The 24,363-nt window shown below is 48.4% G+C and carries 21 protein-coding genes; 6 read left to right on the top strand and 15 right to left on the bottom strand.

The window, feature by feature from the left end:
* Positions 1–146: 146 nt before the first annotated feature.
* The 5 genes from ACO0LN_RS29645 to ACO0LN_RS29625 all read right to left on the bottom strand — a co-directional run bounded on the left by ACO0LN_RS29645 (position 147) and on the right by ACO0LN_RS29625 (position 4,144).
* Positions 147–950 carry a type II secretion system protein GspD gene (locus ACO0LN_RS29645; RefSeq protein ID WP_422980245.1) on the bottom strand — a complete coding sequence of 268 codons (804 nt, stop codon included), beginning with the start codon at positions 948–950 and terminating at the stop codon, positions 147–149.
* Between the two features lie 230 nt (positions 951–1,180).
* Complete coding sequence (locus ACO0LN_RS29640; protein ID WP_422980243.1) at positions 1,181–1,492, bottom strand: hypothetical protein; 312 nt, start codon at positions 1,490–1,492, stop codon at positions 1,181–1,183.
* Between the two features lie 265 nt (positions 1,493–1,757).
* Positions 1,758–2,882, bottom strand: coding sequence for a PQQ-binding-like beta-propeller repeat protein (locus tag ACO0LN_RS29635; RefSeq protein ID WP_422980247.1), 1,125 nt, complete (start codon positions 2,880–2,882; stop codon positions 1,758–1,760).
* The gene (locus ACO0LN_RS29630) at positions 2,882–3,085 is read right to left on the bottom strand and encodes a hypothetical protein (protein ID WP_422980241.1); all 204 of its coding nucleotides are present in this window, start codon (positions 3,083–3,085) and stop codon (positions 2,882–2,884) included. The genes ACO0LN_RS29635 and ACO0LN_RS29630 overlap by 1 nt, the downstream gene beginning before the upstream one ends.
* A gap of 12 nt (positions 3,086–3,097) precedes the next feature.
* Positions 3,098–4,144 carry a DNA-binding protein gene (locus ACO0LN_RS29625; RefSeq protein ID WP_422980239.1) on the bottom strand — a complete coding sequence of 349 codons (1,047 nt, stop codon included), beginning with the start codon at positions 4,142–4,144 and terminating at the stop codon, positions 3,098–3,100.
* Between the two features lie 170 nt (positions 4,145–4,314).
* On the opposite strand from ACO0LN_RS29625, the gene ACO0LN_RS29620 reads away from it, so the two are divergent.
* Together ACO0LN_RS29620 and ACO0LN_RS29615 are read left to right on the top strand one after the other, a co-directional pair.
* Positions 4,315–5,331: a site-specific integrase gene (locus ACO0LN_RS29620; protein ID WP_422980237.1), complete on the top strand. Its 1,017-nt coding sequence runs from the start codon at positions 4,315–4,317 to the stop codon at positions 5,329–5,331.
* A 40-nt stretch (positions 5,332–5,371) separates the two neighbouring features.
* Positions 5,372–5,962: a DUF2726 domain-containing protein gene (locus tag ACO0LN_RS29615; protein WP_422980235.1), complete on the top strand. Its 591-nt coding sequence runs from the start codon at positions 5,372–5,374 to the stop codon at positions 5,960–5,962.
* A gap of 28 nt (positions 5,963–5,990) precedes the next feature.
* Here ACO0LN_RS29615 and ACO0LN_RS29610 read toward each other — a convergent pair whose 3' ends face one another.
* The 9 genes from ACO0LN_RS29610 to ACO0LN_RS29570 form a co-directional block, all read right to left on the bottom strand.
* Positions 5,991–6,473 carry a Fur family transcriptional regulator gene (locus ACO0LN_RS29610; protein WP_422980233.1) on the bottom strand — a complete coding sequence of 161 codons (483 nt, stop codon included), beginning with the start codon at positions 6,471–6,473 and terminating at the stop codon, positions 5,991–5,993.
* 308 nt (positions 6,474–6,781) lie between these two features.
* Positions 6,782–8,143 (bottom strand): glycoside hydrolase family 47 protein, encoded by a 1,362-nt coding sequence (locus ACO0LN_RS29605; protein ID WP_422980231.1) that lies wholly within the window; start codon positions 8,141–8,143, stop codon positions 6,782–6,784.
* 14 nt (positions 8,144–8,157) lie between these two features.
* Positions 8,158–9,075, bottom strand: a complete 918-nt coding sequence (locus ACO0LN_RS29600; protein WP_422980229.1) for a carbohydrate kinase family protein — start codon at positions 9,073–9,075, stop codon at positions 8,158–8,160.
* Entirely contained in the window at positions 9,068–10,300 is a 1,233-nt protein-coding gene (locus ACO0LN_RS29595; protein WP_422980227.1) for an AGE family epimerase/isomerase, read from the bottom strand. The genes ACO0LN_RS29600 and ACO0LN_RS29595 overlap by 8 nt, the downstream gene beginning before the upstream one ends.
* 21 nt (positions 10,301–10,321) lie before the next feature.
* A complete protein-coding gene (locus ACO0LN_RS29590) occupies positions 10,322–11,752 on the bottom strand; it encodes an MFS transporter (RefSeq protein WP_422980225.1) in 1,431 nt (476 codons plus the stop codon).
* A gap of 8 nt (positions 11,753–11,760) precedes the next feature.
* Positions 11,761–14,088 (bottom strand): GH92 family glycosyl hydrolase, encoded by a 2,328-nt coding sequence (locus ACO0LN_RS29585; RefSeq protein ID WP_422980223.1) that lies wholly within the window; start codon positions 14,086–14,088, stop codon positions 11,761–11,763.
* Positions 14,089–14,150: 62 nt separating this feature from the next.
* Entirely contained in the window at positions 14,151–16,508 is a 2,358-nt protein-coding gene (locus ACO0LN_RS29580; RefSeq protein ID WP_422980221.1) for a GH92 family glycosyl hydrolase, read from the bottom strand.
* 54 nt (positions 16,509–16,562) lie between these two features.
* Positions 16,563–17,549 (bottom strand): LacI family DNA-binding transcriptional regulator, encoded by a 987-nt coding sequence (locus tag ACO0LN_RS29575; RefSeq protein ID WP_422980219.1) that lies wholly within the window; start codon positions 17,547–17,549, stop codon positions 16,563–16,565.
* A gap of 389 nt (positions 17,550–17,938) precedes the next feature.
* A complete protein-coding gene (locus ACO0LN_RS29570) occupies positions 17,939–18,700 on the bottom strand; it encodes a hypothetical protein (RefSeq protein ID WP_422980217.1) in 762 nt (253 codons plus the stop codon).
* 79 nt (positions 18,701–18,779) lie between these two features.
* On the opposite strand from ACO0LN_RS29570, the gene ACO0LN_RS29565 reads away from it, so the two are divergent.
* Positions 18,780–19,016, top strand: a complete 237-nt coding sequence (locus tag ACO0LN_RS29565) for a hypothetical protein (protein ID WP_422980216.1) — start codon at positions 18,780–18,782, stop codon at positions 19,014–19,016.
* 53 nt (positions 19,017–19,069) lie between these two features.
* Here ACO0LN_RS29565 and gspK read toward each other — a convergent pair whose 3' ends face one another.
* Positions 19,070–19,894 (bottom strand): type II secretion system minor pseudopilin GspK, encoded by an 825-nt coding sequence (gene gspK / locus ACO0LN_RS29560; RefSeq protein WP_422980214.1) that lies wholly within the window; start codon positions 19,892–19,894, stop codon positions 19,070–19,072.
* A 716-nt stretch (positions 19,895–20,610) separates the two neighbouring features.
* Here gspK and ACO0LN_RS29555 point away from each other — a divergent pair.
* The 3 genes from ACO0LN_RS29555 (at position 20,611) to ACO0LN_RS29545 (ending at position 24,266) form a co-directional block, all read left to right on the top strand.
* Positions 20,611–21,813 carry a hypothetical protein gene (locus ACO0LN_RS29555; RefSeq protein WP_422980212.1) on the top strand — a complete coding sequence of 401 codons (1,203 nt, stop codon included), beginning with the start codon at positions 20,611–20,613 and terminating at the stop codon, positions 21,811–21,813.
* Between the two features lie 422 nt (positions 21,814–22,235).
* Positions 22,236–23,981 carry an AAA family ATPase gene (locus ACO0LN_RS29550; protein ID WP_422980210.1) on the top strand — a complete coding sequence of 582 codons (1,746 nt, stop codon included), beginning with the start codon at positions 22,236–22,238 and terminating at the stop codon, positions 23,979–23,981.
* 63 nt (positions 23,982–24,044) lie between these two features.
* The gene (locus ACO0LN_RS29545; protein ID WP_422980208.1) at positions 24,045–24,266 is read left to right on the top strand and encodes a hypothetical protein; all 222 of its coding nucleotides are present in this window, start codon (positions 24,045–24,047) and stop codon (positions 24,264–24,266) included.
* Positions 24,267–24,363 lie beyond the last annotated feature (97 nt).

The raw sequence follows: 24,363 nt of genomic DNA, 5'->3' as shown, positions 1-24,363 counted from the left end.
CGCCAGCTCTTTGGCCAGCGCCTGCAGTTTGCTTCTTTCCATTGCGTTTGTCGTCATTTTGGCAATTCCTCATTATAGGAGCTTCATCTGCCAGAATTACTTACACACTTTTATTTACAGGCTCTCTAAAAAACAATTGAATACAGTCATAACTTTTGAAGCAGAAGCACAAGCAATATCTCGGACTTACTATTTTCACTGCCTTTAGACTGCAAAAATGCAGGCAGAAACGACAGGCCGGAATGAGAGCCTGTTTGCTTATCTTGGGAGAGTCCGCCCAGGACAACTACATCACCATCTTGCAGGCTCACGCTGGTTTCCACTTCACGCTTGTTAAGCGTCGGACTGTTGTTGACACCTGTCGTTGTGGTCACAAAGTCGCTGATCTGCTGCTTTACCTTCAAATCGACTACCTCGTCTCTGACACTTGGCTTGACCTCAAACGAAACGCCGCTGTTACGGTATTGCACGTCCTGGACTGCCTGGCCTGAGCCAGATGGATAAGACACCGCACCGAGAACCGGCACTTCCTGGCCGCTGTTGAATCTGCCAGTGTCACCGGAGCCAACCCTGACGCTTGCTTTGCTGATGACATTAAACCTGGAATCACTGGAGAGTGCAGAAAACACGGCATCGATGCTGTTTTTCTTGATGCGTATGGCGCTATCGAGCGTTGCAGATCCACCGTTGATGACAGAGAACTTGCCGCCCAGGATACTGAGCGCCAGCGCAAAGGCTGAGCCTTGCTTGTCTGTGCTGGTGACTTCATAGACGACACCACGCACCATGACCTGGCCTTTTGCCTCGTCTATCTGCGGTAACAGCTTCTGGAGCGTCGCAATCTCTTTGGCCGTGCCAGTGAACAGCAAAACATCTGCTGTTTGATCGATCATGGCAGCCGCAGAGCCTTGCGGCACGTCCTTACTGATCTTGGCCGGGTCTGTGGCCATAATAGGTTTGTTAGTGGCAAACGAGCCTTTGAACACAGGTGCAAGCACCCTGCTTATGTAGCTAACGTCTCGATGCTTTGGCCGATACACAAAGGTTTCTAGCTCTCGTTGCTGCTCAGTCTTTTCCTGCAGGAGCTTCTTACCTATGTAATCGACACCGTTTTTTGTCTCGATGGCGAGGCCGAGACTATCCTAAACCGGCGACAAATATGCCCTATGGCGACGTGCGGTCATTCCATGTTTGGGGTTTCGCCTTCAGATTCGGCTGGAATCTGTTCGATAACCCATGCCGACGTTGTCGTTTGGCGGGATGCCTGATACCCCGGCTCGAGACCGGCAAGTTCCGCCATTCCCGTATCGATGTCCAGTATGTGCCCAAGACCAATAAGGGCCAGATCGTCGACATCTTCGCTGAGACCGTCCAGAAACTGCCACCCATGGTCGTCAGCGTCGTGGCAGACAATTAGGATGGGAGCGCCGCGTTCCAAAATACTTTTGGATACGATGGTCGCACAGTTCTTTGGTTGGTCAAATGGCCACATCAGTATGTATTCCCAGTCATGAGCTTAACAATATATTTTACTTTTTTTGATGCCTGTGCAATCAGTGAAAAGATGCAAAAGATCTTAATCGTGCTTTCCGTTCATAATTGCAACGGACACCCAGACATGGCACGGAAATGCTTCCATCCCATCGGGTTAAAATTTAATCGGACGCACTGAACAGTGACGGGTAAAAAACGTTACTAGGTCGTTCTGCCGTTAATCAACTATACGACTGCAGAACAAGACAGAAATCCATGGGCCATCAGACCTTGGCGGAAGATTGGTAGGGAGTTTCGAGTTTGAAGCACTTAGTGTCGCCAGCAGAACCAGAAAATATCAGCCATTGATCGCTGATTTGGGCAGAGACAGCATCGATGCCTCCCTCAGCGGCCCACACTTGTTCGCCGGTATGGATATCCCATGCAGTAGGGATCAACGCTGCGGCTCCATACACCAGGTCGCCCTTGGTAACGAGCCCCTTGACCCGGTGTTGGTAGCCCCGCAACCAAATGACGTCCTGGACCTGCAAGTCGATACACAGGATGTAGCCTTTCAATATACTGGACGACAAAAATACCTTATCGCCCTGCACCACCATTTGCGTGGCATAGGCATTGCGTCCGTCATAGCTGAACTCTTGCAGGAACGCCTGCATTTTTGCAGACACCAGATACTTGATTTCGAACAGGATCGAACCGGACTCGAGATCTCCAACCAATAGCGTGTCGCCCGCAATAAAGAACACACGCCCGCGGTCAAAAGCCACTCGCCCAAGCACTGCGGGATCATCGCGGAACACATAGTGCTCTGCCGGCACGTCGAACACGTAGCGCTCCTCGTCGACGGCATAGACGGCAATGCGCCCAGAGTTACGCAGCCCTGCAAAATATTGCCCGTGCCATTGATCATTGAATTCGATGTCAATATCCAAGCGTCCAAGTACTGCCTGGCCCTCTGCGAGGCTAATCACATCGACACCTTCACCATAGAAGCTAACACCGCGATACGCTTTGCCATTCCAGTATTGAACCCAAGAGTAGTCATCCCAGTCCTGCTGGCCGCAACCGGTACGTTCAGCATAGATAACTTCAGATGAGTCCAGCTTCACCAGTTCCGGGGCCTCGCCATATATAGCGAGAACTTCGCCGCAGCGATCCAGCAGGCAGGATCTGTTTTTCATGGTATCGCGAGACAGACGATTCGGCTCTGCCCACTCGTTGCCCGTGTAGCTAGACAAATCGAACCGTTTCAGAAAAGAAGAACCGCCCAGCACGGCATCTTCATTGCAAAAGTAAAGAACGTTGAGTGACTGATCAACGAGGCAGCAAGCTGCCATTCCCGGGAAGTCCGTGGCGAAGGCAAAATGCGCTTTTCGGGAAGGAATCATCAATTGGCCGCCTTAGTGGTCAGTGGATCGATAAAATCATCGGTAAGGTTGAAAGTAATGTCTTTTGCGCCATCAAACTTGGATTTGACCCCGGGTTTCCAGTCTATCTTCTCCTTGTACATCTTGATCATGTCATCCTTGTAGTTAGGTACGCTCATATCTTCGCGAAAGCCAAGACCATCCATTGTAAATGCGGCATCCAAGCTGCGTCTGCTTTACTTGCCTGTTTGTGGCTCTTTGTTCCCAGGTATCATTCTTTCGCGTATCAAGTTTTTTAGCTCCGCCATCATTGCCTCTTGCGCATTGATCTTGGCTTTCGCGGCATTCAGCTCCAATTCTATCTGACGCTGTTGCTGCTGATGCTCGCTTTCTCTAGAAGAAAAACCTATCAGGCGCACTTTTAGTTCTTCGATTAAAACGTCTTTCTCACTCAGTTGGGGTTCCAGCAATTTGGCGCGTTGTTCGATCGCCCGTAATGCTTCTACCTGGCTATTGAGTTTGCGGTAATTGGTTTGCTCTTCATAGATGGTTTTTTGTGCTTGCGCTATTTCTGCCACCCAGCGGGCACCATCCTGGTTGAGTCGTGTTATTTCATTTTGCTTATTGATCAGGCTTTGCTGCAATTGACGTTGCTCTGCCTGTAGTTGCTGCACTTGTTGCTCATGGCGCCGGACATCCTGATCACGTTGCTCTTTCACGGATGCACGATAGTGTTCAAGCGCATCGCGGGCGTGCTGGTGTTTTTCTTCCAGTGATTGCCGGTGAATCTCATTTTCTGCCAGACGCTCCCGTAGATCGATGACTTGCTGGGCCAGAGTGTGGTGGGCCATGGACTCGGTTTGCAGGGCTTCCCTGGTTTGCTCGTGCGATGCTATTTCTTGCTTGATGGCGGCAATTGTCAGGTCGAGTTTTTCTTTTGTCTGCGCATTGCTGGCTTTGAGCTCGGCAATTTCTACTGCATGAAGACGATCCTTTTCAGTGCATTGAGCTGCCATTTCAGCAATGCGATTATCTGCTTCAGATTCCAGTTGAGTGGCCAACTGTACCACCAGGTTTTGCAGGGCTTCACTAACGGGAGCTTTGCTGCGTGAATTGCCGCCACCCTCCTCCTCCAGCTCTTTGAGGTATTTGTGAATTGTCGTCTTGGAGCCGGTGTTGCCAAGGACAATTCTTACCGCATCGACTGACGGATGGCGACCCTGCGCTATCAGGGTATTGCGCGCTTTTTCGACTTCTGACTTGTATAAACCAGTTCTCGCCATGACTTCCCCCATGAAATATCATAATGTATTACGTACCATGTAATTACATAATAAAATATTACTTTAAATTATAGATAAAAGCTACTTAATTGGCACTGGATAAATTAAGATTATCCTGTGTTAGGGTAGAAATCCGTTAAAATTACCCCCACAACCACTGGACATCCAATTTGGACGGACTTGGCGAAAACGGCATCGGCAGGCTTATGGGCAAAATTGATCACTACTTACACGCTGGCACGCGTGACAATACCCGCACCGCTTATCAAGCAGCGGTAAGGCATTACGAAATCGAATGGGGTGGATTTTTGCCCGCGACTAGCGAAAATATCGCTCAATACCTGGTTGATCATGCAGAATCACTGGCGATGAATACATTGCGTCAGCGGCTTGCTGCATTGGCGCAGTGGCATATAGACCAGGGCTTTGCTGATCCAACCAAAGCACCTCTCATTAAAAAAATACTTCGCGGCATACAACGAGAGCATCCTATTCAGGAAAAACAAGCCAAACCATTCCAGCTTGAGCAGCTTGCTCTGGTTGATCGTTGGCTGGAGAATTCAATCGCCGCTGCAAACGCATCTGGCGACCGTGCCGCAGAATTAAGGCACACCAGAAACCGTGCTTTATTGCTGATTGGGTTTTGGAGAGGTTTTCGTGGCGATGAACTAACGCGGCTGCAGATTGAATACATAGAAATCGTCCCAGGCCAAGGTATGAGTTTGTTCTTGCCGCATACAAAAAGTGATCGCCAAAATAAGGGGAGCACTTTTAAAGCACCTGCGCTAAAGCAGCTTTGCCCTGTTGCCGCTTACACGGCGTGGAAAGAATTAGCAGGGCTTGCATCAGGGCCCGTATTCAGGTCTATCAATCGCTGGGGGCGTATTGGGGATGATGGCTTGCATATGGATAGCCTGATCCCCCTGCTCCGCACCATCTTCAAAGATGCGGGCGTAATTAATGCAGATGATTACTCGGCTCACTCGCTCAGGCGTGGATTTGCTAATTGGGCGAGCAGCAATGGCTGGGATTTAAAAACGCTAATGGAGTATGTGGGCTGGAAAAGCGTACAAAGCGCGATGCGCTATGTAGATACGGTTGATCCATTCTCGCAAAATAGAATTGAATCAAGCTTATCGCTACAAGGCAACGCATCAAGTCCAAAATCACGCATTACAACAAGTTAATTGTTTATAATTAAATATTGCCAAATATTTAATTCACATTATGCCGGGCACAATCAAACAAATCCTGGAAGCACTTCCCTTGTCAATTTTCAACGCAGTGATGATCTTGATCATCGGACTGCTATTTGTGGCGATGGCCGTTACTTATTGGCAAATACTTAAACAAAGAAAATATCCAGACAAGTACAGAACTGCAGAAGTTTTTGCGTCATTGCGCGCTGTTGGGATATCAACACGAAAACGGCCGGTGCTCTCCATGCGAGAGCAGCCTATGTATGGGCAGTTGGCAAAAGCTTTCCCTGAGCATGTGGTGTTGGCGCAGGTGTCGTTCAGTGCTTTACTTGAGACGAATGATCAGGCGGTTAGGAATAGATACTGCAGAAAATATGCAGATTTCGTCATCTGTACCAGGGCATTTGGGGCAATTGCCATCGTCGAATACGACGATTCCAGCCACAATGGACGGGAAAAGGAAGATGCATTACGAGAATCTTTTTTGATAGCCGCTGGATACCCTGTTTTCAGATACAGAACCATTCCTGATCTGCAAAAATTGAGACAGGATATTACACCGGAAGCCTTGAAATTTACTAGCCCCATGTTACCCGTATCTCTGGCAGAACAGACATAGCAAATGCAGGTGTCATTCTGGATTGCCGCTACTTATGCCCGACACTTTCCAGTTTTGTCGCTGCATTGACTCGTATCAATAAAGGTGATGATGATGTTTCCATACCATGCTGACGCGCCAGCTGATCTAATTTTCCCCGAAGTTCACTTTCATGGACAGTAATACTCCTGCCTGATTGCTCACAGACCAGGCATATTTCTTCGGCAGCGATGCTTGCATCGGCTAATCGATATTTAGCTTTACCTTCCACATCAAAAGAGCGTTGCAAAAAATTGATCGACGTCAAATCGGCAAGTACGCGATAAATTGTTGTGATGCTACCTAGCCTGCCCTGCCTTAGCAGTTCCCTCAAAATATCTTCTGGATAATGATAGCCTTCGCCAATTTGTATAATTGCCGCTAGCATTCCTATGCGGCCAACAGTCGGGCGCAATCCTGCACGCTGTAACTGTTCGGCCAGACCCGGAATTTCTCCCGAATTCATCGAGTTGAGTCTAATTTTCTTTTCCATTTTTACCATTCAAACATGCCTGTAAGGAGTGCAATTGGCTAAGCGCGAACAGAATGGCATAAACAAATGCAACAACCAAATGATAATGATTCTCATTCATATTTTCAAGAGGCATGTTTATATTTTTAGACTTTAATGCGCGTTTTTACGTTCCACGCTTTGGTCCTGATATAAACCTTATGCTGACGATTAATTGAAAAGTATAAAATTAATGTGACGTCACAACTTAGTGAGGACGAGAGCAAGAATGAACTCATGAAGTCATCAAGCGTTTTATACTTTTACAAATTTACATTTCACAGAAAAATTTACTTTATCTGTAAAGGGTGTGCCTCAGTATTAAAAGTAACTTTATCGAAATCCAGGGCAGATTTTGGCGCAAACAAAAGGTAATAATATTTGAAGGTTTCGGCAAACAAGAAGCTTTCCATCGAATCGTCTTTTTCTTTGCTACGCACATCTTTCAAGGCTGCATAACCAGACTCGCTGCGGCAATATTTCACGAAGTCCTCAAAAAATTCCTTACCCATGAGGCGGTATTTTGTGTCACCAGTAGTGCGATACAGGTAATATGCTGACTCAATAATTTCTGGCCGCAAATGATAAGTGGCAGAATTAACGGTCATAGTCTTATAGTCAAGCGACTCTGGCTCAATGCCATGTATTCGCCACATCTTCAAGCCAGAATCCTGTAATCGCTTGGCGCGTTCTACATCCCCACTCAACACCAGTAGCGCGGGCATGAACGCATCAAGTGCGCCATAACGGCTTGCCGTGCGTGCCCCACTTTGCATGTTTGCACGCCCGTACCAGTATCCACTTTCAACCTCATCTCCAAGATAGCGGTTAACGCTGTCTATACTGGTATCCCACATGGCCTTGCAATCTGCATCGCCAAACAAGCGCCAGCATTTATAGATGTACTCGTAATAAGAGTCGATACCACCGCCAATGTGAGAGTTCTGGTCGACCCACTCCCCTGTTTCTACATTGATGCGCGCACCAACCAGTCCGATGGATGAGCGGCGCTCATAGGTTGCCACCAATGCCTTTTTCGCCTTTTGGAAATAGACAGGTTTGTTGCTGAGTTTGCTTAGCATGCCAAACTCAAGTAGCAGCGTACCTGTCTCTGCCGGGTTGCTGACATTGCCACGTACTTGCCCGGTTTTGAGATTCACATGGGTATAGGGCAAGCCTGTAGGTGTTTCAAATACTGGCAATAATCGTTGTCCCAGATCTTCAGCGAGATTCAGCAGGCGCTGGTCTTTTGTTATTTGGTAAGCTGATAGCAGGCCACCGAGCAAGCGAATTGTGATTTCAAAATTCTGGACATAGATATCCTGGTCAAAATTGAGCTTGGAGACGATCAGGTCTTGCGCTTCTTTTGCTTCTTTTTTCAAGCCCATGATCAGGAAAGTATCCAAGGCATCCACCGGTGTCATCAACAGTGAAGTGCCATACCAGTCATGTGGCGTGCGGCTCAATGGTTTTACTGCGTCATGACCCCAGGCAAATTGCTTATATGCTTGCCAGGCATGTTGGGTTTCGCGTTTTACCTTGTTGGCCATGAGCTGCGATTGCGCTTCGGTCATGCTGTTTTCTGCATGAGCTAAGGTACTGCCAAGCGTAAAAAAGAGTAAGGCACAACTGATGCGTAAGGTCTTCAGCATAAAAATTCTCCGGGTTAATTTTTCTTGATTTTTTCGTACAGGGCCAACACTTGCGCAAGACTAGGCGCTTGCGCACCAGCCGCCAAACATGCTGCTGCACCACTGGCGACAGAGAAATCCAGGTGTTCTTGCCAGTTTTTTTCTGGTGTCTTGTGCAGGCTGTAAAGCAAGCCCGCGATACTGGCATCGCCAGCCCCTATCGTGTCGATGACATTGATCTGGGGTGGCAATGCTTGCCAGGTTTGATCACCCAGATGCAAAGAGGCACCTGCTGCACCGCGGGTATACAGATAAACCGCTTCGGGATTGAATTCACGTAATTGTGCCAAGGCCATGTCGGCGTTTTCCTGGCGAAAAAGCCCACGTAAATCATCGTCAGATATTTTTATTACGTCAGCCAATTGCGTCATTGTACGCAAAGTAGCATCATATCTGTCGTCCATCAGATTACGGAAATTAGGGTCATAACTGATTTTTACCCCATCCTTTTTGCATTGCCTTGCCAATGAAATCAATGTTGTTGCCAGTGGCTCGCGCGCCAGGCTGATGCCACCAAAATGTACCCATTGCAAATCGCGGTTCCATCCACCTGGTAAAGCCGCAGGTGAAAAATACAGATCCGCACTGTCTTCTCCAATGAAGAAGTACTTTGGTGGCGTAGTTTCAGCGACAATCGCAAGCAAGGGTGATTTTTGAAACCGTTGTAGCAGTCGCATATCCAGGCCAGCCTGCTCATTGGCTGCATACAATGCATCGCCAAATACATCTTCACTGATAGCCCCGGCAAAACCTGTGCGCAGGCCTAGTTTTGCCAGATTACGGGCGACATTCCAGGTGGAGCCACCGACCAGGCTTTTCCAGTCATCTGGGCCAGTGCGCAGCATGTCGGTCAAGGCTTCACCAGCACAGACAAATTGAGGAAAGTCAGTCATGGTGTTTATCCAGTTTTAATACATTCAACACTTCATAACATGCGCCCATGGTATGGTAATCAGTCTTTCCGGCCGGGCTTTTTTCATCGCTGATTTTATGGTTATTGTTATCCAGGATGCGATACCAGGCGCCGTATTGGTGATCAACAAAATGCGTCCAACTGTATTGCCAGATTTCGTCGTACCAGTCCCAATATTTTTGCTTACCAGTGCGTTGTGCCAGGCAAGCTGCAGCAGCGATTGATTCAGCCTGCACCCAAAAGTATTTATCACCATCGCAAATACTGTGATCGGGGGCAAAGCCATAGCAAATGCCACCATGCTCCTGATCCCAGGCGAGATCCAGCGCTATGTCAAACAGGCGCTCGGCTGTTGGTAAAATCCATGTTGAATCGCCTTGCAAATTTTCAGCCTCTGCGTCCAGCAGTACCAGAAGTTTGGACCATTCAGTGAAATGCCCTGGTTGGAACCCCCAGGGACGGAATAGATTTGCCTTATCCTCAAGATTGTATTTCCAGTCTATCTGCCAGGCATTGTCGTAGTGTTCCCAAATCATGCCGCCGGCTTGAGAGGCTTGTCGCTGGGTAATGGATTTGGCTATCACTTCCGCACGGTGCAGATGCTTGACTTCACCAGTCGCCTGATAGGCTGCCAGCATCGCTTCACAGCTATGCATATTGGCATTCTGACCGCGATAAGTGTCGAGGTGCGTCCAGTCTGCACTGGCCTGGTCTGCATAGAGTTCAAATTCTGGTAGCCAGAATTTTTCTTCCATGAGAGCCACGGTTTCATCTATATAAGCACGTGCCTCATCCATACCTGCCATTACTGCATGGGAATAAGCGAGCAAAACAAAGGCCAGGCCATAGCAATGATTATTATCGTCAATGATATGTTTCTTCCCGTTGCCCCAGTTCAGTTGCCAGGCATAGCCGCCATTGACGGCATCACGGTGTACTTCGCGCAAGAATGTGACCCCGTGTTGTACCATGTGCAAATAACGTGGATCAGAAAACTGCCGGTAGGCCATTGCGTAATCAAAGATGAAGCGAGTGCTGCTGACCAAATGACGCGAGGTTGCATCATAAACCTGACCGTCATCTTTAAAATAATGATAGAAGCCACCGCTGATATCTATACAGCGTGGATGATAAAAACGCATAGTGTGCGCTATGTGCTCAGTCAAGGTGCTGGCAGCACGAAAATCTGGGAAAGTCATTGTCATGATCTGGAGTTGCTGGGGTAATTAATGCGCGATAGCTGCTTTTCTTTGTAAATCTATTCCCTGTCTGGCCAAAATGTTTTTTACCTTCAATGAATAAAAAGCCAGATAAGAAAAGCAGCCTACGCCGACGATGTAGCTCATTTGTATACCGACCTTATCGGCAACAAAGCCTTGCAGCCAGCTCACAACACCGCCGCCCATGATCATCATGATCAGGAAATTGCTTCCCTGCCCCGTATGTTTGCCTAGACCACTAATGGCCAAAGAGAAAATGCACGGCCACAAAGTGCTGCAAAACAAACCTATACTGGTGAATGCATAAATGCTTACCATGCCGCTGGTGCACATACCAAGTATCAAGGCAGAAATACCCAACACAGAAAAAATGCCCAACATGTTTGCGGGATTTCCCTTGCTGGCAAGGTCAGCAAAAATCAACACCACGACAACAGCACCATACACATAAAAACGGCTTAACTCATGTTGAGCTATCGCGTTCACAGCAAGAAACACGCTAAAGGCCAGATACGGCGCAAGGAATTTCGCCAGCTTTGCTGCGCCGTCACTCAACTGGAAAGCCTCGACCGCGCCCGTCCAGCGGCCTATCATCAAACTCCCCCAATATAGCGAAATGAATGGTGCGATATCCTTGGTCAGATAGCCCTGAGTCAGTTCCATATAGGCAGGTAGATTACTGGCAGTGGATACCTCGACACCCACATAGACAAAAATCGCAAGCATGCCCAAGACCAATTGTGGGAATTGCAATGCAGAGCCAGGGCCATGTGTATGGCTGTCTTGCGCTTCTTCCATTGCCGGGCGGTCAGGCAAGGATGAAAATTTGAGGAAAACAGCAACCAGGAAAAATACCAGCCCCAAAACCAGGTAAGGTATTTTGACGCTTTCTATACTGGCGACCGTATTGTTTGACGATGGTGTGCCAAATATGGCAAAGCTCACTATCAACGGGCCTATGGTGGTACCGAAATTATTAATCCCGCCAGCAAGGGTCAGGCGTTGTGAGCCGGTTTCGCGCGAACCCAAGGCAATCGCCAGTGGATTAGCCGCCGTTTGCTGCAATGAAAACCCCAGGCCCACGATAAACAAGCCCGACAGCATTAATTCAAACGAACTTGAATTAGCTGCGGGATAAAATAACAAAGTACCCAGCGCAGATATGCAAAGCCCTAGTGCCAATCCATTTTTGTAACCTATCTTCTGTATAAAATCCTGTTTAAGTACGGCAGAAACTAGCAGGTACAGCAAGGAGCCAACCGTGTAGGCAACATAAAAAGCAAGCGATACAAACTGGCTTTGTGTTTGCGATAAATGAAACGCTGCCTTGAACACAGGGATCAAAATATCATTGCTGGCTGCAACAAAGCCCCAGAAGAAGAATACCGTTACCAGTGGTATGAATTGTCCCCAATACGTATGTGCTGATTTATTCATCATCGGCCTCATTGATATGGTGTTTGTGTATAGGGTCGGGCATCCTTAGGATTGCCCCACTTCTTGTTTGGCTCAGCCTGCATGACAAACACCAGCTCGCCACCAGCCATGATTTGTTCATGACGCAGATAGTTTTGATCCAGCACTTTCCCATTCAAACTGACGCTTGCCACATAGGGGTGGGCATCACTCAGATTCTGGGCGCGTATGGTGAACTGTTTACCATTCGGTAATTGCAGTGTCGTTTTATCCAAAAACGGGCGACCAAGTATGTATTCATTGCTACCGGGAGCAACCGGGTAAAAGCCAAGACTCGTGAAAACAAACCAGGCAGACATCTGACCAAGATCATCATTGCCCGACAGACCATCAGGCTTGGCCTGATACTGGCTCTGCATGATTTGCTGCAAGCGCTGCTGGGTTTTCCATGGTGCACCGAAGTAATTGTATAAATAAGCGACATGATGTGAAGGCTCATTACCATGCGCGTAATGCCCTATCAAACCAGAAATATCTTCCATGTGCGCATAGACTTTGTGATCTACTTTTGCATCGAATACCTGATCGATTTTCGAGATGGCAGCAGCATCACCTCCCAGCATGCTGATCAGACCGGCATTATCATGCGGCATATACCATGAATATTGCCATGCACTACCTTCGGTATAATCACTGCCAAAATTGGATACGGTCGGGTCAAAAGGGACACGGAATTCACCATTCGATTTACGCGCACGGATGAAACCAGTCTTGGTATCAAACACATTACGGAAATTCTGGGCACGGGCATAATATTTTTTCGCGATATCAGCCTTACCCATCTTCTCGGCCATACGCGCGATTGTCCAGTCATCAAAAGCATATTCTACGGTTTTGGATGCAGCTTCTGGTTCCAGATCGGTTGGCACATAACCCAGTTTCATGTAATGCTTCAAACCGCCGTAGGGGCCATATTCGGCGCTGGCCATCATTGCATTCAATGCGCTATCTGCATCAAAACCGGGAATACCCTTTATGTAGGCATCAGCGATCACGGGCACAGCGTGATAACCTATCATGCACCAGGTTTCCAGACCATGGAATTGCCATACCGGCAGTATCCCGTCGGGGCTATATTGCTGGGATGCCAGCAGCGAGCGCACAAAATCAGCATTGCGCTGTGCTGGCTGTATCAAAGTTAGCAAGGGATGGAGAGCACGGTAAGTGTCCCATAAAGAAAAAGTGGAATGAAAACGGAAGCCTTCAGCCTGATGCACCTGATTATCCGGCCCACGGTAGCGGCCATCCACATCCATAAACAAGCTGGGGCCCATCATGCTGTGGTACAAGGCGGTGTAAGCCTTGGTGCGCATCTCGGGTTTTGCTTCAATACTGACTGCTGACAGTGCATCGTCCCAGGCCTGCTTGGATTTGGCCCGCTGCGCTGTAAAGTCCCAATCCTGAATTTCAGCCAGATTTGCAATTGCGCCGTCTTCACTGACAGCCGAAATCGCCACTTTGACCATCAGAGTCTGGTCACTGGGAACACCAAAATCCAGCGCGGCAACCAGCGCCTTGCCTTCGACTTTGGCTTTATCCTGAGGGCCGCTGCCCGGCCCGGCAAAGCCACGGTATTCCACTGCATCTTCACGGTTATGTATTTCACGCGTCAATAATGGCCGTGAAAATTGCATGGCAAAATAAACCTGGCGACCTGCCGCCCAGCCACGGGTTTCACGCATGCCGGTGATAATACCGTCCTTGCGTACGCGCATGCTAGACCACAGGTTTTTTGTTTTGTAATCGTAAATACTGCTACGCAAATCGACGATCAACTTGGCTGCCTCACCTTTGGCAAAACGATAGCGGTGCATGCCTACCCTGTCACTCGCCGTCAATTCGACATCAATTTCATGGTCGAGCAACTTGACTGCATAATAGCCAGGCTCGGCACGCTCTTCTTTGTGGCTAAAACGTGAACGATAACCGCTGAAAGGGCGTTCTGGATAGCCTGGCTCGAGTTTGGTGTCGCCGCTATAGGGCATCAACAATACGTCGCCCAGATCAGAATGGCCAGTACCTGAAAAATGCGTATGCGAGAAGCCAAGTATGGAATCATCTTCATAACGATAGCCAGCCGCCCAGGGATAACTCTGGCGGAAATGTCGCACCTGTGTATCGGGACTTAATTGCACCATGCCAAAAGGACGTGTCGCGCCGGGGAATGTATGGCCATCACCTCCAGTGCCTATGAATACATTGACGGCATCAACCGGACGTGAACTACTGGCTGGCGCAGCATCAACACTGTTGACGATGACTGCGCCCAGGAAAATTAGCCCGCAAATACGAAACATCATATGTACCTTTTCAGTGGATTCTTTTAAAGCGACGAATACATCAACTGCCTGAATTGAATTTATTCAAATGATGGCGGTAATTCACCTGGCTTGATTGCCCACTTTTTATTGGCTTCCCTGCCAAGTTTAAAATCCAGGTTCAGCTTACCGTCCAAAGCAGTTTCATCGAGCCAGGATTTCGTCAATGATTTGCCGTTCAAGGTCAGGCTTTGCACGTATTTAAATTGCGTGCCAGTCTGATCTGTATTGATGGTCAATGGTCCTTGTTTTCGTTGAACCACGATTTTCTTGAAAGTTGGGCTGGCAATCAGTAATTCTGCCCGGCCTGGATATTGTGGATACAAGCCCATCGCTGCCCATACATACCATGCAGACATCTGACCCAGGTCATCGTTGCCAGGTATGCCATCTGGGCGATTGTGCCAAAGCTGCCCTAACACTTCGCGTATCACTTCCTGGGTTTTCCAGGGTTGTGCGGCATAAGAATATAGCCAGGCAGCGCCAATCGAGGGTTCATTATCCATTTCTGAATGATGTGCGCCAGAGACAGTCAGTGTCCATGCGCCAAAATCACTCTTGAAAAATTTATCCAGCCGCTGCGTGGATTTTTCAACGCCACCCAAGGTCTTGATCAAGCCATCAGCATTGAATGGGACCATCCAAAGATACTGCGCACCACTGCCCTCTACCATGCCCTCGTCTGAAGCCGGGTCAAACGCAGCGACGAACTGGCCATCCTGTTTGCGTTCCTGCAAATAGCCAGTGGCGGGATTGAAGTGATTTTTCCAGTTTTGCGCCCGGGCCAGGAATTCTTTTTTCGCAGCCTGATCGCCCAATTTTCCAGCGAATGAGGCCAGCGCAAAATCGGCACTTGCATATTCCAGTGCATCAGATACCATGCCCCAGCCTGGCGCTGATTGTGGCATGTAGCCATACTTTATCCATTGATCCAGGCCCGGTCTTTGCCCTACACACATGACAGGACAGCCATCCCTGGACAAATCCAGCTTGGTCGGAGTGCGTGCCGCTTTAGTGAGCGAGGTAAAAGCCGTAGCCACATCAAAATCACGTGCGCCAAATGCGTACATGCTGGCAACCGAGGCAGTAGCGGGATCACCATTCATAACGCCAGTGGCACCATTGTTATGCGTCCATCGATCCCATACGCCATTGTTTTGCTGGGCCTGGTTCAATAAAGACTGTGCTATGTCACTGGCGATTTTGGGTTCGATCAGGGCGATCAATTGCACTTGTGAGCGGTAGATATCCCAGCCTGAAAAATTGGCATATTGCGCCAATTGGGGAGCCTTTACCTTATGTGTCTTTTGATCAAAACCTGCATACTCACCATTGACGTCACTAAAAAGATTTGGATGCAGCAAGGAGTGATATAAGGCAGTGTAGAAAATCGTGCGCTGGTCTTTGTCGCCACCGGTCACATCAATTTTAGCCAATTGCTGATTCCAAGCCTGGCGGTTTTCTTTTACGACCGTCTCCAGAGGTTTTTCTGCAGATATTTCTGCATTCAGATTTTCTGTGGCATTTGCTACGCTGACATAGGAAATACCAATCCGTGCTTCAACATTTCTGGCATGACCAAATTCTATCCAGGCCCCTGAACCTTTGTTGAGTTGCGGGAAGCCTTTATCATCCAGCTCAGTCGCACCTTCTGCCGCTATACCATTGGGAATGATTTTCTCGTTTTGCCAGGTTGCTGTTGCCGAAAATTTCTGGTTAAAGCGGGCGACGAAATAAATTGTGTAATAAGGCCTGCGTGTTACAGGGTGCAGATATCCGCAAAAATTGCCGCTGCTGACCGAACCGCTGACGGTATTCGTCGCAGTATCAATTTTCAAATTAGCCGCAAAACTGCCTAACTGTGAATCAGAATTGCGTATCAAAATCGCTGACTTACCCTGTGTCGGATAGACAAAGCGCGCAATACCTGCATGCAGGCTGGCACTTAATTCAGTTTGCACGCCATTTTCCATACGTACTTTATAATAACCAGGTTGCACGGTTTCATTTAAATGAGAATAGCGACTGGCATAATGCTCATCCTTACTGTCCAGCGACGGTGAGGTGCTGAGTTCTGTCGTAACTGGCATGAACGGTATGTCACCACTGGCACCACGACAACCGGTACCGGATAAATGCGTCAGGCTGAAGCCACGTATTTTTCTGGCCTCGTATAAATAGCCCCCAGGAGCTGCTGCCTTGTTTTTTTCACCTTTGCTGGTCTCAGGACTAAAGCTGAACATACCAAAAGGCATGACTGCCCCTGGAAAAGTATTGCCCAGATTTGTCGTTCCTATCAAGGGATTGACCTCTGCTGCAAGATCAGTACCTGCCTTTGCATAAAGTGGTGGCACACAAAGTAGCGTAATCGAAGCAAATAAAATGATAGAGCGACGCATGATTTTTCCAAGAATTATATGGCGTTGATGACTTAGTCCGATGAGGTTCAATCTTCAAACAGATTGCACACTGCTGCCCCGTACAATCAATTGCACTGCAAGTGTTGTCTCAAGGCTCTCTGGTTGTGCATTGCGTAGCAGCATGGCCACGCCCTCTGCGCCCAGTCCTTCCTTATCTACGGCAATACTGCTTAAAGTTGGGTGGGCTCTCGCTGCGGCCCGGATATCGTCAAAACCGACAATGGCGATATCTTCAGGGACCTTCAATCCCATATCCAGACAAGCAGTCATCGCAGTCAGGGCAGTATTGTCGTTGTAGCAAAAGAGAGCATCTGGTGGCTCGGACATGGACAACAAATCCGTCACTGCCTGCCTGACTATTTTTTCTTCTTCAGCCTGATGCGGAATCGCAAGTTCATATTCTGGATTGGCCAGCATTTTTGCGTCAAACAAGGCCTTGCGAAAACCATGGATACGCTCTTGTATGCTGTAGTGCGCGTGCGGACCGCTTAACATGGCTATGCGCTTGCGTCCGGTGTTGATCAAATGTTGCGTGGCTAAATAGCCGCCCAGACGATTATTCGGGTTAATTGAGGTATAACCGGCCAGATGCATATCAATCAGCACCAAGGGTTTTCCTGAAGTGCGTATCGCCTGCAATAATTCCGCTTCGAAAAATCCCGCACACACAATGGCATCCGGCTGATGCACCCTGATTTGCTCCATCACTGGCTCAGCGGGGCCAACTGCAACAAATGACAAAGCAATGCCGGCTCGTCTGCAGGCAGCCTCTGCCCCGTGCAAAACGATGGAATAAAATGGGCTGCTCGACAAATTATTGTGCTGTCTGTGCAAGAGAAAAGCGATACGTCGTATGCGTCCATGCTTTAACTTTGACAGGTCGTAACCCATTTCTTGCGCAGCATTAAAAACCAGTGCGCGCGTGGTTTCTGTCAAACCAGTCTGGTTTTTGAGCGCACGGGAAATCGTGCCCACTGAAAAACCAGTGGCTTCGGCCAGGTCGCGTATGGTTATGCCCATGCTGATAGAGGAAAAAACAAAGTCATCATAATCTGCTAAACAAATTTAAGAAATTGCTGTAAAAACGGTATTTGATGGTAGCTTTTTCTTGAAAAATCGGTCAATAAATGTCTGAATGCGACTTTTAGTTTAGTTAGTTTACTAAACAAAAATGATGGTTTTCAACAACGCTTTGTTGTTACCAAGAGCCTGTTGAGTCGTGTAGTTGCAGCGCTTCATACCATGTACAACAATATGTCATGAAGCGCTTATAGTCAGGTTGCAGGAAAACCTATTACCTGGTCAGATGCTTTAGCGTTTTTTCAGTACACGCTCACCTGGTAATTCTTATTATAGAAATGCCCTGAACCAGATTTCACTTCAGTTCCGGCCTCTACCATCATCACATACTAGGTGCTCTTGAATACATCGGCCCTCCTGCGCGCTGCTTCTGCAAAAAAATATTTCAGGTTCTTATTGAAGTGCCGGGCATTCACCCGTTTTCGGAATTGCATGACTGGCCAGCTATTGCCGTTGGAAGTCATGGTCGCTTGCCAGACATCCCAGGTTTCGCCATCGAGTACAAAGCTGGCGGCGTCTTTGACACCCCAACCTGCGGTCTGCGAGTTAGCAGAGGAGTCAGGTATGACCATGATTTCTCCTTTCAGGTAACTCGTATTCCAGATGTTGGATGAATGAAAGAAGACGTCAATGGCATGGTTGTAGGTGCCAACAATATTGCCCGTTCCATCGTAGCCCGCTGTGGCAAAGCTCCATAGCACATCGACGTTTTTTGTATTGGGGCCGAACTGATAGGGCAAACCAGACGTGGCCGGATTATTCTGACTATTGCTGGCACCCCGGCGTATGCTTGGGTATGACTTGACTGTACTTGTATCACCGCCAAATCCCGTCCATTTATAACCCGCCCCATCCATGGTACTGGTTGAATTGGTGAAGATGGTTTCAGACCAGTTCGTACCTGCACCGCTGATACCCCATAGATTTGTAGAGAGATCATACTGATCTACATAAATGTGCTTGTTAATTGCATCTGCAGGATTGGCCGAGGCGGATGCTGCCTGCGCCTGATGGCAGAAGCTAAGTCCCAACAACAATCCAGCGATAACCTGCTTAAGTTTTGCGGGATTCAAGTTTCTTGTCTTAATCATTGTTGTCTCCATTTTTTTATGTTGATTGAATTCGGTGATGAACGAATTTGATGAACGAATTTGATACACAGGGTATTCCATGGCAAATGTTGGCGGTGGCCCGCGTGCGCCGCTGGCACCAGAGCAAAGCTGGCTGATCGTGAGTGTTGACATCAATTCGTCTCAGCTTTTACGCATCCAGATGACAGCGGTAGGTAAAACGTCATCGCGCGCCTGGATGTCAGGAAAACGCCCCCCCCCTGTCTTGCGCCTGATAAGAGCTTCTGAAGAAAAGCTCATGCGGCCCAGCCTGATCTGCTGTTCCACGAGAAAATAGTCACTTTTTACATCCAGAAACGTGTCCTTGATCAGCAATGCTTCGTCTGATTGTTAGGGTTGTTGGGATCGTTGCGTTATTTCGGCGAGCTTGCGTATTGTCTGTCGCTGCCGCTCTTGCGCCAGCATCATGGTGCTTTGCTGTGATCCGGTAACGGCGAATAGCAGCACTAACGAGGCTGTATTGACATTGAGGGCCGTAGGCTCGGGCAATAACACGACAAATTCCCGGAGGCTGGCCAGTATCTGAGAGGTATATCCAGGGATAGTGACGAGATCATCAATGTGAACGAGGGCGAATATATTTTCACGAGCTGCCCCCGTCGATTGGGTGGCTTCCATAGCAGTTGCTGTCAGTTCCGCCAGGGCGGTATCTATTTTCAATATCTGAAGCAAGCGCTGGTAGCTGCTAACCTGGCACTCATTGATCTTGCCACCAGTCGCCAGATTCATAAGGTTGTAGCGGGATTGAGCATCCACAACCCGGACGGTCAGCGCGGCAATGCTTGATTCTGCCTGCAGCACTAATTCATCGAACTTGATTGTGGCGTCAGATTTAGCCCAAGCCCCATCCAGGCTGGTGACGCCATCATTTTCCATCGCATTCAGCCTTAATATCTGGCGAGTCTTGTCCAGCACGTCTCTTTGCAACATACGCATCCGTTGTTGTTCGAGTAGATTTTCAAGCGACCTGAACTGGATATGTTGTGGCCAGAACATCCCGCTGACCACAGTAACTGCAAGCGCCGACAGCAATAGTGCAAGTACGACGGCAACTCCTTGCTGGTGCAGACCATACCTGATATGAATGGGCGTACGGGTATTGGCTGCGATTTCTTTGTGCGGGCACATAGTTGGCATTCCAATACCAGGTCTCATGAGTTCACTTATTGTCCCGGTAGTCGCCCAACAATGGTAGCGCTACCAAATATGAGATTAATGACAGCGCCACCTTTGAGGCGATGTCAACTACTTTTCCATTATTGCGAAATTAGCAGTTAAGCGACAGTGCTTGGGAAGCATTACGCAGGTCCCATCCAACTAGTTTTGATTCTGTTAATTTGATCTAAATTACGTTTATAATGACAAATATATAATATCGTTCATTGTCGTAAACCGGGCAGGCAGGCGAAAAATAGAAACCTGACGGGCATGCATTACTAATCAAACATCCTATCGAAGTACTACAGCCGTATTGCGTATTGCATCAAAAAAAATTACCGTTTTCATATGAATGAACTCATCAAGATCACTGACCATCTAATTACTCTATTTGCAATCTACAAGGACGAAATTTTAGTCCTCAGCCTGACATTAAACATGTGTATGTTATTGATACTGTTAATGCAGGGAACGAGAAAACATAGGCAGACACATCAAGATAAAGCCAAAGCTGCAATCTACAATCCCAAACCATTCCGCAAAAACTGAAGGCCCTGCTGACAGTATGTCAAGTTGATACGGCCGCCGGCTGACAGCATCAATATCTGCAACCAGGCCGCACGCTGATAAAATGGCGCTCGCATACAGGCGCATATTTAATATTTGCTCCCTAAAATCACTAGCCTTATTTGGCTGATTAAGACAGGCTATTCATGTTTTCAGACACCTTCTCTCATCTGCTATCGCAATACATGCGCAGGATACGTGCCAGTGCGGCTGGAGTTGCCGCAGAAATTGGACTCAGCCGGGAGTCAGTCAATAACTGGAGGAATGGCACTTCGCTCCCCAGTGCCAGATCGCGCGACAGTTTGCATGCCTGTGCGCGTTACCTCAGACTGACAGAAACTGAAACCAATCTTTTTTTTGCTGCTGCGGGTCTTGCACCTGAATTCCCATTACAAAACGAAGAAATCAATGAAACACCGTTTGCGGAATTCATGGGTCAATTGTTTGTGCGATTGGCTCAATCAACGCCCTACCCTATCACCCTGTTACTGTCACAAGCGCATTGGGGACAACCCCCGTTCCGTGAAAAATTACTGTCCCGAGCACGCGTACAATACGGTGAAAAAGCGACACTTCATATACAGCCCCCTTACAGCATCAGCGCCGACAGCAGTGAATATTTTGCGGCAATAGGACGCCAATGTGGGTTTGAAAATGTCAGTTCAGATTATGAATTTGAAGCGGCACTGGAACAGAGACTGCAAGCAGGTGAACGCGTATTTTGCCTGGTGAGCCGGTTTGAACAAGGCACTCCAGTCTTGCGCGAAGCATTGGCGGGCATTTTGCGCAGTTTGAGTGAAATGCATGGTGGTCGCCTGCATCTTTTGTTATGCGGTGGTGAGGCACTGGCCGACTTGAAATACCGCAGCGGCGATCTCTCGCTACTGAATATCGCCCAGGTCAGCCATTGGCCAGATGCGGACACAGAAGACTTGCATATCCTCGTCAAGCAACGCTGGCCTGACCATGTCATCGCATCTTCCAGGCTGACCGCACTGGCAACCATGTGTGGCGGCCATCCGGCCCTCTTTGAAGAAGGTATGCAATGGCTGGTTGATAATCAGGCTTCCATGGAAAACGATGGCGCAGCATTGCGCACATTTTTAACTCACAGTGCCCGTTTGTGGCAAACCTTTTTGCCGCTGACACAAAATCCAGCTTCTCTGCTGCGTCTGCGCAGCTTGCTGGAGACCGATGATCTGGGGCGAGCTCGTCCCTATCTTCAGGATGAGGATTTGCGCCGCCTTTTTTGGGGAAACCTGATACACGTCCGTGGACAAGGTGATCAGGCCCGGCTTTGCTGGCGTTGCGACGTTATCCGTGAAGCTGGCTTGATGGTGCTTGAATGATGCAGGGAAATTTTTTGTTGCAACTGCCAAAGAAAATACTGCGTACCATTTTCATCATCACGCTGACATTATTGCTTGGAACTGCGCTGCTCGCGCCAAAGCTGAATCCCTTTACCAGGGATGGTGTGCTTGCTGCTGAAAACGTTGGCCCTATCTGGAGTGATATAAACCAATGGCGCCTCGCTTTGTCTGAAATGCATAACATTAACGATGAATGGCCTTCTGATATTAAAAAGTTAGAACCGCAGACGATAACTCCATATCTCGCAGTGACCTCACCCCGGCCAAATATATTGCAGATCAATTTAATAAAATATGCTCAGTTAGGTTCCCTGTCGGGGACACAATTGATACTTGAGTTCATTCCATCAAACCACTCATGGAAATGTCGTGCCGGCACGCCGCCTGTGCCTGCCAAATTCATGCCAATGAATTGCGAAGGTGCCACTTCAGACACAGTAACTCTGAGCCAGCTAAAGACCTTGCCCCTGGTTTGTGCATTGATTTTCATTGCCGCTGGTATTTTTGCTGTTGTAAGACACCCTTTACTGGGGCCATCACAATTGCGCCCTGATCGCTTGCGACGCACACCCTACCGTATCTTGCCCAAACTCGATCGTTTGCTTGGCATTACCGGCAGAAGACAGGCGACGTTGCAAGCGGCAGGTATCTCCACTGCTTCCTGGCAGCGCGCCGTTGCTTATGTCAATGAAGGTGCAAATAGACAGCAGGAATATCTAGCAACACGTCTGTCAGTACAAAGCAAAGTCAGCACAGGGTGGTCGCTTCCCGGCCAGGTTTTTGAGTGGCAATTTGCTAGCAATCTGCCCGTGTCGCTGGACAGATGCCTGGTCTTTATCCCCTATGTTGATGTCAGCGATGAGGTTCTGATAGGTGCGCTAATATCCGCGCAAATTGGTTCTGATGTGATGCTGATACTTGCCAGATCCGAGAGTGAAACAGAACACATTGCGCTGCAAGCTTACTGCGAAGATAAAGGCAATATGTTTGTGATGCTCGACGGCGCGAGTCAGACTGAGTGCATGCTTAGCAGACAACCTGCCGCTGTCTTGTTGCGTCTTCTTGCTGAGCAATTACGTGTAACGCGCATATCGCCCTACCAGACCAGAGGAGCGGTTACCAGTGCGGGTGCATTTTTTGGGCGGGAAAAATTGCTATCACGCGTCATCGGTCGCGATCCCTCCAATTACCTTGTCGTGGGTGGCCGCCAGCTTGGCAAAAGCAGCCTCTTGAAAGCGGTCCAGCGTAGCCTGCAGGGACATCCGCACATAGTCTGTCATTACATTTCTTTGCGCGATCATCGTCTGGCTCCTCGCATGGCACTTCAGTTTGGTCTTGATGCAACAATGCCTATCGAAGATATTATTTCTCATCTGGAAGCCAACTTCGCAGGTAAACGATTATTCCTGTTGATCGACGAAGCTGATCTCTTTTTCCGTGATGAATCCATCAATAATTACCCGCAATTATCTGCCCTGCGCTCCTTGAGTGATGAAGGCCGTTGCTGGTTCATGCTGGCAGGATTTTGGGATTTATATGCAACTGCGGTGCTTGATTATCAGTCCCCACTGCGCAATTTTGGCGAAGTATTGACGATAGGTGGACTGGAGCAGGATGCCTGCAAAGAATTGGTCACGGTACCTTTATCGCGCTTGCGCTTTGGGTTTTCCAGCAACCAGTTAGTAGATCAACTGGTGGAAGCAAGCGGTCAGCGCGCCAATTTGCTCGCCATCCTTTGCCAGGAATGCCTGGAAGCTTTGCAGCCAGGAGAGCGTGCCATAGAAGTCCGCCATGTCACGCACGCGCTTTCTTCGCAAGCTGTGCAGGATGCTTTGGCTGGCTGGGGTAAATTAAGCAAAGATGAAGCCTCTTGTCGCCTTGACCGCATCGTCGTTTATCACACGGCTCTCAAAGGCAAAACGAGTTTGTCTGCACTTGCCGCCCTGTTTGCTTACAATGGTCTGACTGTAGAACCAGAAACCATGCGTCATGCCCTGTCTCGCCTGCAATTAGCGTATGTACTCAAGCGCAATGAATCTGAGTTTGTATTTGCTGTTCCTTTACTGATAAAACAATTTGAACAAAGTGAGCTCATGCTTTTGCTTAGCCAGGAGCTGTCATCAATGAAAACCGTTGATGTGGTCTGAGCAAACCTGGCGATTGCACAAAAAGTGATACATTTGTGAGACATTAATCAAAAGGAGACATCAATGTCAGAGTACATTTCTGTTTTGCAAATCTATATGAGGGCGCTTGGTGATGCCGACTACGGCACCATCAAGAGCTTGTTTGCAGAAGATGGAAAGGTTCTTTCGCCGTTTCTTGGGGAAATGGCAGCTGGCCCTTTCTTTGACAGGCTGGCAGAAGCTTCCAGCCGCAATGTGATTACCCCTATCGACATCTTTGTCGAGCCTGTAAATAAAAGTGTGTAAGTAATTCTGGCAGATGAAGCTCCTATAATGAGGAATTGCCAAAATGACGACAAACGCAATGGAAAGAAGCAAACTGCAGGCGCTGGCCAAAGAGCTG

Source organism: Undibacterium sp. TC9W, assembly GCF_049339865.1.
Classification (GTDB): domain Bacteria; phylum Pseudomonadota; class Gammaproteobacteria; order Burkholderiales; family Burkholderiaceae_D; genus Undibacterium.
The sequence above is the reverse complement of the archived record's forward strand: the minus strand, read 5'-3'. Positions and strand labels throughout refer to the sequence as shown.